This is a genomic window from uncultured Maritalea sp., from assembly GCF_937139385.1.
GTDB lineage: Bacteria > Pseudomonadota > Alphaproteobacteria > Rhizobiales > Devosiaceae > Maritalea > Maritalea porphyrae_A.
Genome location: NZ_CAKZPW010000290.1, coordinates 1 through 11244, shown reverse-complemented (window position 1 = coordinate 11244; position 11244 = coordinate 1). Strand labels below are relative to the sequence as shown.

Sequence of the window (11244 nt, the reverse complement as noted above, 5' to 3'; positions counted from 1 at the left end):
CATATGCTATCACTGCTCCAGCAATTTCGAGACATCTGCGCGTCCTAGAATCAGCAGGACTGATTGAAAGACGCATAGACAGGCAATGGCGCATCTGTTCGCTGAACAAAGACGCGCTATCGCAAGTTTCAAATTGGTTGGAAGTCAACGGCTAGGCTAGAGTTCATCTAGCCAGCCATTTCACCTAAGCGACGTTGACAGTTTGCTGGCGCTCTGGGCTACCCTTTTTTGCGAACGAATGGGACCGCCACATTTCAAAAATGTCGTGCGCATCCTTTTGCGATAGTGAATCATATTTCTTGACCGCCAAGCCGGCATCTTCAGGCAAGATTTTTTCGCGCCAAGGCAAGGAAGAGAAAACGCGCTGAAACAGTTCGGGTTTGAAGTTCATTGCCCGCACCGCAACAATCAGGGCGCCAGTGTCTTGCGTAGCGAGCCACTTCACCAAGACCTCTGGCTTGATCCGCAACAAGATTGCCAACGCACTGGCCACATGGTGGCCATAACCAAAGCGGCAAAACCGCTCAAGCGCACTCAGATTAAACTGACGGCGATCTGCCATTGCCTTGACCTGCCCCCATGCAACTTTCCATTCCGTTGCATTAAAGCCGGCTTCGTTTCGGGCGCGATTGAGAACCACGGATTGTGCTTCAGCAAGACTATCTTCATCAACTGGCACTTTGGCCTCAGCAAGGCTCTTCAGCGCGCGTTTGCCCGCCTCTGAAAGCTTGGCGTGAATTTGACGCCAATCCACATCCTTGCGCCCGCCAATGCTTGCCGCAATGCTCTTGTCATTCACCGCACGTGCCAACAGCCCAGTTCCGGTTTCATCGCCGATTTGCGCGTCTTTGTTGCCAACCAAGCGCAACACGGTGCGTGTATCAGCTCGTTTGACAATCTCAGACCCAACTCGATCAGTGACAGGGCTACGCCCTGCTATTGCAAATCGGTGGTCATTGGAAAGCTCCCGCACAATCTCAATCAAGTCATCGTCCGATAAAACAGAAGAAAACTCCAACAATGGAGCCGCCACTTCAATCTCATCATGTGCAAGTTTAATCACAACACTGCCCGGCGCTCGACTAAGCGGAGCGAGAAGTTGAGCAACATCTGCTCGCGCTTCCGCTTCAACTAACTCGGCAAGCTGGCACAGGACTTCATCATATTTTTCAATTTGTTCATCGTCGCAACGGTCCACCACATGACGAAACAGTTTCGCCATGTTGCGCATAAGTTCTGCGCACTCCGCGCTATCTGGATCATTGTTCAGCGCGTTAAAACTTGAAAACGCCGACCCTTTTCCCGAAACACTTTCCACAACTACACCTCCAATAACCTGCTAATTGGCGCTGAGTATGCCGAACAAGTATGCGAGCCAGCTGAAAGTTTAAGATCGGATTCAATTCAAAACTGCGTTAATTGGTAGTTGGATTGTTAGATCTTTCTTAATCACAAATTTGGGGGCAATCGCTCGCCCCCAAATCAAATCACAAGATCACAATTATCTAGAGTGCTTTGCGGACCCCGGCGGCGTAATCTGGATGCACTTGCTCAAACAACGCCAGCTGTCTCTCAACAATAGCTTCAGGCACACCCTGCATGGCTGCAGCAACATTTTGAAATAGTCGCTGCTTTTCTCCATCATCGAACAGGTTAAACAGCGCACGCGGTTGTGAAAAATCATCATTACCAAGGCGGTGATTGTGCCGATCTGCGGTTCCCTCAATTGGCAAAGGCGGTTCGGCAACATTGGGGTCTTCATGCGCCCCGCCAAAACTATTTGGCTCATAATAGGCATCCACATTGCCCGTTTTCTGACCGACAAAGTTCATTGAACCGTCTTTATGATAATGATGAACCGGGCATTTTGGCTGATTGACCGGTAGCGCTTCATAGTGTGTGCCCAACCGATAACGATGCGCATCCGCATATGAAAACACTCGAGCTTGCAGCATTTTATCTGGCGAATAGCCAATCCCTGGCACCACGTTGGATGGCGAAAATGCGGCTTGCTCAATCTCAGCAAAATAGTTTTCCGCGTTGCGGTTAAGTTCCATTTCCCCAACATCGATCAACGGATAATCGCCATGCGGCCAGACCTTTGTAAGATCGAATGGGTTAAATGGTGTACCTTTGGCTTGTGCCTCGCTCATCACCTGAATGCATACGCGCCATTTCGGGAACTCGCCCCGATCAATAGTGCCAAATAGCTCTTCTTGATAGGTCTCCCGGCTTTCACCGATCACTTTTGAGGCTTCTGCATTGGTGAAATGCTTGTGACCTTGTTTGGTTTTAAAGTGAAATTTCACCCAGACACGCTCGCCATCATTGTTCCACATTGAATAAGTGTGCGAACCATAGCCATTCATGAACATGGGCGCCGTTGGCAGCCCACGATCTGACATCAAAATAGTCACCTGGTGCAGACTTTCAGGCGACAAAGACCAAAAGTCCCACATTGCCGTGGGCGAGCGCATATTGGTTTTTGGGTGACGTTTTTGCGTATGGATGAAATCTGGGAACTTGAGCGGATCACGCACAAAGAACACTGGCGTGTTGTTGCCAACCAAATCCCAATTGCCTTCTTCGGTATAAAACTTTAGCGCAAAACCACGCACGTCACGCTCTGCGTCTGCGGCACCTAATTCACCAGCGACGGTGGAAAAGCGCGCAAGCATGTCCGTTTTCTTGCCCTTTTGAAGGGCTGCGGCACGTGTATACTTCGAAATATCTTCCGTCACCGTCAGCGTACCAAATGCACCCCAACCCTTTGCATGCACAACACGCTCTGGAATGCGCTCACGGTTTTGGTGTGCGAGCTTTTCAATCAACTGATAGTCCTGCATTAAAACAGGGCCGCGTTCTCCAGCTGTTTGGGAATTCTGATTATCAGAAATCGGCGCGCCTGCTGTTGTTGTCAGTCTTGGAGGATTACTCATGGTCTTGTCCCTTCCTTTAAATATGGAAGCAGCCTACGACTGAAAAAAGCAGTAGTCCAATTGATTAAACTTAAATCATCGATTAGAAAAACTAATCATGAGCATCTCACTAAAGCAAATGCGCTATGCGCTCGCCGTTGAACAGCACAAACACTTTGGCCGCGCAGCGCTTTCTAGTTTTGTCACGCAACCAGCCCTTTCCCAGCAAATAACGCTGCTGGAAGATCAGTTGGGGTTTGCAATCTTCGAACGTATGGGCAAAAGCGTTATTCCAACCCCACAAGGAAAGCCTTTCCTTGATGAAGTTAAAACCATCGTTGGCCAATCCAAAGCACTTGAAGAGCGCTTTACGAAAAAACAACACCAAATGCCTATGCGTCTATCGATGGCCTTGATCCCAACAATTGCCCCCTATTTGTTGCCCAGTTTGCTGCCCGGTCTCTCTTCGAAATTCGCGCCCGTCCAGTTCTCGGTCAGCGAGCAGACGACAGAACAACTGGTTGATGCGGTCAAAAAAGGTGATTGCGATTTTGGCATTTTGGCCACAGATCCGGGTGACGACCGTCTGTTCTCGTTGCCCTTATTTGCCGACCCATTTGTGCTGGCAGTCGCACCAAAAACATCTCTGACCAGCCCTATCGACCTAGCCGTGTTGGACAGAGAGCATATGCTGTTGCTTTCTGATGGTCACTGTCTGCGTGACCAAACTATGGATGCCTGCCAATTGGGCAACGACCTAAAACACAAAACCTTTGCCGCCACATCGCTTTCAACAATTGTCGAGTTGGTGGCGAACGAACAGGGTATGACATTATTGCCCGCAATCAGCCTAAAGCGTGAAGCCATAGGCGGCAGAGTAAAGACCCTAAGTCTGAAACAACCCGGCGCGGGACGCACAGTTTCAATGATCTGGCGAAAGTCCTCGCCATTACAAGACTTATTCAATCAAATTGCAGCCGTTACAACAAATGTTGGCAAACAGCTTTTGGCGGAAGACGCCGGACTTCTCATCAAATGACGTAAAGTTCCTGCGGCCAAATTCGCACTTTTATCTCGTCATCGATCTTGATAATCCCCGGACGTTCGACCCAGCCCACAACCCCGCGACTAGACTTGGCAGCTTTCACAAAGCCAAACTCTATGTCTTCACGATCACCATGCGCATTTTGTAAGCTCTTCCCGGATATTTTGCAGGGCGCATTGTATCCATCAATTCTAATGACCGCACCTGAAGGGAAAAAGAACTGTGTGCGGGGCGGAATACGCGAAAGGTCGGGAATGCCGCTGGTAACAAAGTTTGCACCTATTCGGCCAGCATCCAACACATCTAGTTTCAGGTCAGCAGCAATTTGAGCCAATTCCTCTTGAGAAAGAATTGAAACATGTCGCTCATTTCGCATCACTGTCCCGCGATCGTACCAGGGCTCGCGCCCGCCCGATTTTCGCGTGGAACCATGGTGGTAATCGCCAACAATACCGTCAAAATCTAGTTCGATCTCATCAACGGGACGTGAAACAAATCCGTCGCCATCCGCTATGAATAATTGGTTGAGCTTACCTGTGAGTTTTTGTGCACCGATGCTGTTCGTCATGCGAGCTTCTCTCTTTTTGCCTGCGCATTCTTAGAAATCGAGTCGTAGGTAAATACAACCAACGAAACCCAAATTAATATGAAACTGATTAGCCTTGTCTGGCTCAATTCTTCACCTAGCAACCAAACGGCCAATACAAATTGTATAGAAGGCGCGATATATTGAAATATACCAATGGTGGTCAGCCGCAACCGTCGCGCCCCAATGGCGAACAATATCAATGGGACCGCGGTTACCGGACCACAAAGCATCAAAAGCGCCCAAAGCGGCAGCGTTCCCCCATTTGAGGGCAAGGGGTTCAACGGGCCGAACCAGAACAAAAAGCCAATGGCAAATGGCACCAACAGCATAGTTTCGATCAGCAATCCAGGCGCAGCCCCCACCGCAACAGTTTTTCTGAAGTAACCATAAAAAGCAAAGCTGAAGGCAAGCGCCAGTGAAATCCAAGGTAACCCGCCAAGTCCAAATGCTTGAATGGCCACAGCAACCAACGCGATGCCGATTGCCAATGCTTGCAACTTGTTCTGGCGTTCGCCAAGTAACACCATGCCGAGCAGTACATTTACCAGTGGGTTGATGAAATAGCCAAAACTAACTGCCAACACCTGATTATTGTCGATCGCCCAAACGAAAATCGTCCAATTGATCGTAATGGTCAGTGTTGAAAGCACCAGCCATCCCATTGATTTTTTGGATGAGAAAACCGGCAGAATTTCCTTTATCCGATTAACCGCCAACAAAAACAGCGCCACAAAAAGCGCAGACCAGACCACGCGGTGAGCAATAATTGTGTAGACATTTATGTCGCCCACCAATTTGAAATAGAGCGGAAATACGCCCCAAAGCACATAGGCAGAGATGGCGCTAATTCCGCCGAGTTTTGCCTCGCGCGCTGCATTGTCGTTGGTCATGGTGAACTCTTATAAATTGGTTGGACCGAAACAATATCAGCAAACATCAATCCGCACCAACAAATCATGGAGATGCAAGAGATCACCAGAATTGATAAACAGATCAATAGGAACTCAAAAACTCAGACAAAAACGGATTGAACAAATCGGGCCGTTCCATATTTGGCAAATGCGCGGTGCCTTCAATAATGATTGAAACCGAATTCACCAATTCTTCTTCAAGAATTCGATGGTTTTCAACAATATCGGGAAAATCATAATCACCACATATCAACAAAGCTGGTTGGCTGACCTTCGATAGCTTTTCGATGGCTGATGGCGGGACAATTTCGTGATCGAGCGCAGGCTTATGCAACGCGATATTGTTCATATCCAAAAACAGCGCACGTGTTGCGCCGCCCACACGACCGCTTTGCTGCGCAGGGCCATCTAACCATTCATGCGCCTGCACTTTATTGAGCATGTCCAAATCGCCGCTCTCTCTGGCGAGTTCTTCAGCTTGAAGCACGGGATTTAACTCTTCTGGCAACTCAAAATCGGGTGCGCCAGTAAGTGCGCTACCAACCAGCACCATACCTGCAACCCTGTCTGGGTTTGCAATGGCATAATCAATCGCTAGTCCGCCGCCCATCGAACACCCCACAAGAACGGCCGCACGAATATCGAAATGATCAAGAACCGCCGACAGGTCTTCAAGTTCATCGAACTCGACATTTTCCGAAACGGTCTGACCAAACCCACGCCGATCATAAGCGATCGCATGAATATTTTCGTCTAAATCTTCTATTTGAGACAACCACATGCGGTGATCGCAAACTCCCGCGTGCAAAAACACCACCGGCAAACCATTGCCTTGCTCAATACCAAAAAGCGTGCCGCCTTCAACGTCAATTTCAAATGTTGCCATGTGACTTTCCTTCAACCAACTATCGCCATGTTAGCAGAGTCGCATCAACTCGACATCAGTACATTGTGGTGGCGCCAACATTTGAGACAAGTCAATTAAGTCCGCGGCTTTTCAATCTACACTTAGCCCATAGAAAGGAAGTTCCCATGAAATCAGTTTCAAGACGCATCCTCGTGGCCAGCAGCACAATGGCAAGGTTCTTTGATCATCTGGGTGTAGGCAAGGGCCTAGCCGAAATCGAAGACAAAATGATCGAACGGGACTATTTGCGGGCTCAAGACATCCAAAGCGACGCGGCGGGGCGCTCGTTCGCCTCCCACGGCGACGGCAGCAGCGCAATGGAACCAAAAACCGACCCAACAGCCAAAGCACAAAAGGATTTTGCAACCGAATTGGCCGGACGTTTGGACGTGGACGCAACAAACAAAGAATTTGAGAACCTGATCATAATTGCCGCCCCATCGATGTTGGGGGATATCCGCAATGCGCTAAGTGATGGCGTAAAGAAAAAGGTGGAACACGAGCTGGCCAAAGACCTCACTCACATCCCACCTTCAAAAATCGGCAAACATTTGGACGATTTACTTGTCGTCTAATCTGATTGCACAGATCATATCTTTCGAGCGCAAACTATCGCGTGAGCGGCTTATAGGTCACGCGTTTTGGATTGACTGAATCCGCACCTAGGCGACGGATCTTGTCGGCTTCATACTCAGCAAAGTTGCCTTCAAACCACTCTACGTGGCTGTCGCCTTCAAATGCCAAAATGTGCGTTGCCAAACGGTCAAGGAACATCCGATCGTGAGAAATCACGACAGCGCAACCCGCAAACTCTTCCAATGCTTCTTCCAAAGCTGAAAGTGTTTCTGTGTCCAAATCGTTAGTTGGCTCATCGAGCAAAAGAACGTTCGAACCAGACTTAAGCATCTTTGCGAGGTGAACACGATTGCGTTGACCACCAGAAAGTGAACCAACCTTTTGCTGTTGGTCGCCACCTTTAAAGTTAAACGCTGATGTATAAGCGCGGCTGTTCATTTCACGCTTGCCCAACGTGATGATGTCGTTGCCTTCAGAGATTTCTTCCCAAACGCTTTTATTGGCATCAAGTGCGTCCCGGCTTTGATCCACATAGCCAAGCTTTACAGTGTCGCCAATTTTGATGGTGCCGCTATCTGGTTGTTCTTGACCTGTGAGCATTTTGAACAACGTCGATTTACCCGCACCGTTGGGTCCAATAATCCCCACGATCCCACCAGCAGGGAGTTTGAAGTTCAAATCTTCAATCAACAAACGGTCACCAAAGCCTTTGTTCAAGCCTTCGACGTCGATCACCAAATCACCGAGACGCTCGCCCGGCGGAATAATAATCTGCGCTGAATTCGACTGCGTACGCGCTTCGTTCGCTTTTACCAACTCGTCATAAGCTTTAACACGTGCTTTGGACTTAGCTTGGCGTGCTTTTGGTGAAGCCGCGATCCACTCTTGCTCGCGGGCCAATACGCGTTCACGCGCAGCATCTTCGCGCCCTTCTTGTGCAAAGCGCTTCGCCTTCTGGCCAAGGTAAGCAGAGTAGTTTCCTTCGTAAGGAATACCCCGACCACGGTCGAGTTCCAAAATCCAGCCAGTCACATTGTCCAAGAAATACCGATCGTGGGTAATAATCAAAACAGAGCCAGTATATTCTCGTAGGTGCTTTTCCAACCAAGAAGTTGTTTCCGCATCCAAATGGTTGGTTGGTTCATCGAGCAACAACAAATCAGGCGCAGCCAACAACAATTGACAAAGCGCAACGCGGCGCGCTTCACCACCAGACAAATTCTCCACCGATGCGTCCCCCGGAGGGCAACGCAGCGCTTCCATTGCCATTTCAACTTTGCTGTCGAGATCCCAAAGGTTTTCCGCATCGATTTGATCTTGAAGAGCTGCTCCCTCATCCGCTGTCTCATCGGAGTAGTTCATCATCAATTCATTGTAGCGATCAAGAATGGCCTGCTTTTCTTTAACGCCAAGCATCACGTTGCCTTTGACGTCCAGACTAGGATCCAACTTTGGCTCCTGCGGCAAATAGCCAACTTTCGCGCCTTCAGCCACCCAAGCTTCACCTTGAAACTCTGTGTCGATGCCTGCCATGATTTTCAACAGCGTCGATTTACCCGCGCCGTTCGGCCCCAAAACACCAATCTTGGCGTCTGGATAAAAGCTCAGATGGATATTATCCAAAACTTTCTTGCCACCAGAATAGGTCTTGGACATGCCATGCATGTGATAAATAAATTGACGAGCCATTTGGGATCCTTCAAATGTCAAAAGGCGGGATAGAGATTTAGCCCTTCATGTACCTAGGTGTTTGGCGCAAGGCAAGCACCAGATTTCTTTACACGGGCAGCCCACTCAATGGTTTTACGATCCGAATGGCCAGATTTGACTGGATTCTTGTCACGTGCGGCAAACGCGAAAGCCGCGTCCGGTGAACGCGCTCAAAATCCTCTGCATCTTCACACACAAGCCTCAGCAAATAATCTGCGGCCCCCGCCACCAATGCACATTCAAGAATTTCCGGTGCAGAGCGCACCGCGCCTTCAAACTCTTTTAGCGTCGCCTCGCTTTGATCTGTCAGACTGATTTCCACATAAAAAGCCATCCCAAAACCAAGGCGATCCGGGTTGAGATGCGCGTGGTAGCCCGAGATTAGACCACGTTCTTCCAGCAACTTCACACGCCGATGACATGCAGAAGACGACAACCCAACTTCATCGCCCAGCTCCTGCATGGGGGTACGACAGTCTTTTTGCAACGCGCGCAAGATTCGCCTATCCAACTGATCAAGCATTTTTATCCCAACATTTCACTATTTAATCGAACAGTATCCCAATATCGAACCAATTTAGCTGACATTTGCAATTTTCTCCAGTGCGCATGGTGTAATAATTTGATCAAATAACGCATGAGGAGGTCCTAAAATGCGCGTTGGTGTTCCAAAAGAGATTAAAAACCACGAATATCGTGTAGGTCTAACGCCTGAAAGCGTGGCCGAACTGGTTGCAAATGGCCATGAGTTGTTTGTTGAAACCCAAGCCGGTGCTGGCATTGGCGCTGCAGACGAAGTTTACGAAGCTGCAGGCGCAAAGATTTTGCCGACCGCTGCTGAGGTTTTCGACAAAGCCGAAATGATCGTCAAAGTTAAAGAGCCGCAAGCTGTTGAGCGCGCAATGCTCAAACCTGGCCAGATTCTATACACATATTTGCACTTGGCACCCGATCCAGAGCAAACCAAAGATTTGGTCGCAAGTGGCGCTGTTTGCATCGCCTACGAAACCGTGACAGACAATCAAGGTGGATTGCCGCTTCTGAAGCCAATGAGCCAGGTCGCAGGTCGTATGTCAGTACAAGCTGGCGCAACTGCACTTGAAAAAGCTCATGGTGGACGTGGCGTTCTAATGGGCGGTGTTCCAGGTGTTGCCCCTGCAAAAGTCATTGTTGTTGGTGGCGGTGTTGTTGGCTTTAACGCCGCACAAATGGCCGTTGGCATGCATGCAGATGTCACTATTCTTGATCGCAACCCTGCGACTCTAGAAAAGCTTTCAAACCACTTTGAAGCCAGTGCAAAAGTTGTTTACTCAACAAAAGCGGCATTGGCCGACTTGGTTGCGCAAGCTGATTTGGTGATTGGTGCCGTTTTGGTTCCAGGCGCTGCGGCTCCAAAACTTGTCGACCGCGAAATGCTGAAAACCATGCAGCCAGGCGCTGTTTTGGTTGACGTCGCTATTGACCAAGGTGGTTGCTTTGAAACATCAAAAGCCACAACCCACGCAGACCCGACTTATGTTGTTGAAGAGGTTGTGCATTACTGTGTTGCAAACATGCCTGGCGCCGTTGCAAGAACGTCGACATACGCACTAAACAATGCCACACTGCACCACGCTGTAAAGATTGCCAACAAGGGCTGGAAGCAAGCGCTAAAAGATGACGCCCACCTTAAAAACGGGCTCAACGTATGCGAAGGCAAAATCACTTGTGAGCCCGTGGCCAACGATTTGGGTTACGACTACGTCAACGCAGACACGTTTTTGAACTAGTTCGTTTCCAATTGACAAATGATTAGAGCAGCGCGCCGGTGATCCGGTGCGCTGCTTTTTGCGTATAACTATTATGAGTATGTTTTTGTAATTTGACACAAATGTTAATTAGGCTAGTGGATTCCACTTATATAAAATGTTACAGACCCACTCCAGTTTAACAACAAACGAATGCAATTCGCACAACCGATTACAATCATTTAAGAAATTCTTCAGTTCGAAGTGAATCGGTGAAATTACTGAATTGACTATTGTTCGATGTATCGTTGATAATGTTGAAAACTGCGGATGATTGTTTGAAGGGGTAAGAAGATGGACATGCTCAATGCTATGCAGACTTTCGTCGCAGTCGCAGAGAACAGTGGCATTACAGCAGCAGCTGACAAACTTGGTTGCTCAAAAGCAATTGTTTCGCGCACACTTAGCTTGCTCGAAGAGCGTTTGGACGTCCGCCTCTTGAACAGAACAACCCGTAAGGTCTCCTCGTTACCTTCCAGCGTTTCCATTGCCCCGCCGCGCGTAAGATAGGTCCCGCCATATTTATTAATCGCGATCGGGGCAAGTGCTTTATAATTCTCGTACTGCGCTGGATCGGTCACATTGATACGGGCAAGCATGTAGGCGGTCATGAAACTTTCCTTCTTTTTGGAACTAAGGGCTGCTACCCTTTCTGAAAAATAAAATAATAAAGGGGAAAAACTTGACCTACAAGTATGTGAACGTTGAAAAGAAAAACAGAATTGCCGTTGTCAGGTTTGATTGTAATCATGACATGAACCCACTGTCCGTGGAAGTGATGGAAGAGCTGACGGATGTGGC

Annotated in this window: 12 protein-coding genes and 1 pseudogene; 5 read left to right on the top strand and 8 right to left on the bottom strand. The window is 48.7% G+C overall.

What is annotated here, in order from left to right:
* Positions 1 to 8: 8 nt before the first annotated feature.
* Positions 9 to 155 (top strand): ArsR/SmtB family transcription factor, encoded by a 147-nt coding sequence (locus Q0231_RS16745; RefSeq protein WP_367274492.1) that lies wholly within the window; start codon positions 9 to 11, stop codon positions 153 to 155.
* Positions 156 to 184: 29 nt separating this feature from the next.
* On the opposite strand, the gene Q0231_RS12080 is transcribed toward Q0231_RS16745, so the two are convergent.
* Positions 185 to 1318: a DUF2336 domain-containing protein gene (locus Q0231_RS12080; protein WP_269393720.1), complete on the bottom strand. Its 1134-nt coding sequence runs from the start codon at positions 1316 to 1318 to the stop codon at positions 185 to 187.
* 187 nt (positions 1319 to 1505) lie between these two features.
* Positions 1506 to 2939 (bottom strand): catalase, encoded by a 1434-nt coding sequence (locus Q0231_RS12075; RefSeq protein ID WP_269393719.1) that lies wholly within the window; start codon positions 2937 to 2939, stop codon positions 1506 to 1508.
* 97 nt (positions 2940 to 3036) lie between these two features.
* Here Q0231_RS12075 and Q0231_RS12070 point away from each other — a divergent pair, with 97 nt between their 5' ends.
* Positions 3037 to 3957 (top strand): hydrogen peroxide-inducible genes activator, encoded by a 921-nt coding sequence (locus Q0231_RS12070; RefSeq protein WP_299347843.1) that lies wholly within the window; start codon positions 3037 to 3039, stop codon positions 3955 to 3957.
* Here the strand turns inward: Q0231_RS12070 and Q0231_RS12065 are convergent.
* The 3 genes from Q0231_RS12065 to Q0231_RS12055 all read right to left on the bottom strand — a co-directional run bounded on the left by Q0231_RS12065 (position 3950) and on the right by Q0231_RS12055 (position 6349).
* Positions 3950 to 4531: an MOSC domain-containing protein gene (locus Q0231_RS12065; RefSeq protein ID WP_299347842.1), complete on the bottom strand. Its 582-nt coding sequence runs from the start codon at positions 4529 to 4531 to the stop codon at positions 3950 to 3952. The two genes, Q0231_RS12070 and Q0231_RS12065, sit on opposite strands and share 8 nt — an antisense overlap.
* Entirely contained in the window at positions 4528 to 5442 is a 915-nt protein-coding gene (gene rarD, locus Q0231_RS12060) for an EamA family transporter RarD (RefSeq protein ID WP_299347841.1), read from the bottom strand. The genes Q0231_RS12065 and rarD overlap by 4 nt, the downstream gene beginning before the upstream one ends.
* Before the next feature lie 103 nt (positions 5443 to 5545).
* Positions 5546 to 6349 (bottom strand): alpha/beta hydrolase, encoded by an 804-nt coding sequence (locus Q0231_RS12055; protein WP_269393715.1) that lies wholly within the window; start codon positions 6347 to 6349, stop codon positions 5546 to 5548.
* Positions 6350 to 6495: 146 nt separating this feature from the next.
* Between Q0231_RS12055 and Q0231_RS12050 the strand changes: the two genes are divergently transcribed.
* The gene (locus Q0231_RS12050) at positions 6496 to 6945 is read left to right on the top strand and encodes a host attachment protein (protein ID WP_299347840.1); all 450 of its coding nucleotides are present in this window, start codon (positions 6496 to 6498) and stop codon (positions 6943 to 6945) included.
* Between the two features lie 34 nt (positions 6946 to 6979).
* Here the strand turns inward: Q0231_RS12050 and ettA are convergent, their stop codons facing one another.
* Entirely contained in the window at positions 6980 to 8635 is a 1656-nt protein-coding gene (ettA, locus tag Q0231_RS12045) for an energy-dependent translational throttle protein EttA (protein ID WP_269393713.1), read from the bottom strand.
* 88 nt (positions 8636 to 8723) lie between these two features.
* Positions 8724 to 9179 (bottom strand): Lrp/AsnC family transcriptional regulator, encoded by a 456-nt coding sequence (locus tag Q0231_RS12040; RefSeq protein ID WP_269393712.1) that lies wholly within the window; start codon positions 9177 to 9179, stop codon positions 8724 to 8726.
* 130 nt (positions 9180 to 9309) lie between these two features.
* Here Q0231_RS12040 and ald point away from each other — a divergent pair, with 130 nt between their 5' ends.
* Together ald and Q0231_RS12030 are read left to right on the top strand one after the other, a co-directional pair.
* Complete coding sequence (gene ald / locus Q0231_RS12035) at positions 9310 to 10425, top strand: alanine dehydrogenase (RefSeq protein ID WP_299347839.1); 1116 nt, start codon at positions 9310 to 9312, stop codon at positions 10423 to 10425.
* 312 nt (positions 10426 to 10737) lie between these two features.
* Positions 10738 to 10953 (top strand): LysR family transcriptional regulator, encoded by a 216-nt coding sequence (locus Q0231_RS12030; protein ID WP_367274491.1) that lies wholly within the window; start codon positions 10738 to 10740, stop codon positions 10951 to 10953.
* Here Q0231_RS12030 and Q0231_RS12025 read toward each other — a convergent pair.
* Positions 10944 to 11042: pseudogene (locus Q0231_RS12025) on the bottom strand (DUF1330 domain-containing protein); the annotation flags it as partial. The gene Q0231_RS12030 and the pseudogene Q0231_RS12025 overlap by 10 nt on opposite strands.
* Between the last annotated feature and the right edge of the window lie 202 nt (positions 11043 to 11244).

Excerpts from the sequence above, each read along its gene's own strand:
- Q0231_RS12075 (WP_269393719.1), bottom strand. The coding sequence starts at position 2,939 with ATGAGTAATCCTCCAAGACTGACAACAACAGCAGGCGCGCCGATTTCT.
- Q0231_RS12070 (WP_299347843.1), top strand. The coding sequence starts at position 3,037 with ATGAGCATCTCACTAAAGCAAATGCGCTATGCGCTCGCCGTTGAACAG.
- Q0231_RS12065 (WP_299347842.1), bottom strand. The coding sequence starts at position 4,531 with ATGACGAACAGCATCGGTGCACAAAAACTCACAGGTAAGCTCAACCAA.
- rarD (WP_299347841.1), bottom strand. The coding sequence starts at position 5,442 with ATGACCAACGACAATGCAGCGCGCGAGGCAAAACTCGGCGGAATTAGC.
- Q0231_RS12055 (WP_269393715.1), bottom strand. The coding sequence starts at position 6,349 with ATGGCAACATTTGAAATTGACGTTGAAGGCGGCACGCTTTTTGGTATT.
- Q0231_RS12050 (WP_299347840.1), top strand. The coding sequence starts at position 6,496 with ATGAAATCAGTTTCAAGACGCATCCTCGTGGCCAGCAGCACAATGGCA.
- ettA (WP_269393713.1), bottom strand. The coding sequence starts at position 8,635 with ATGGCTCGTCAATTTATTTATCACATGCATGGCATGTCCAAGACCTAT.
- Q0231_RS12040 (WP_269393712.1), bottom strand. The coding sequence starts at position 9,179 with ATGCTTGATCAGTTGGATAGGCGAATCTTGCGCGCGTTGCAAAAAGAC.
- ald (WP_299347839.1), top strand. The coding sequence starts at position 9,310 with ATGCGCGTTGGTGTTCCAAAAGAGATTAAAAACCACGAATATCGTGTA.
- Q0231_RS12030 (WP_367274491.1), top strand. The coding sequence starts at position 10,738 with ATGGACATGCTCAATGCTATGCAGACTTTCGTCGCAGTCGCAGAGAAC.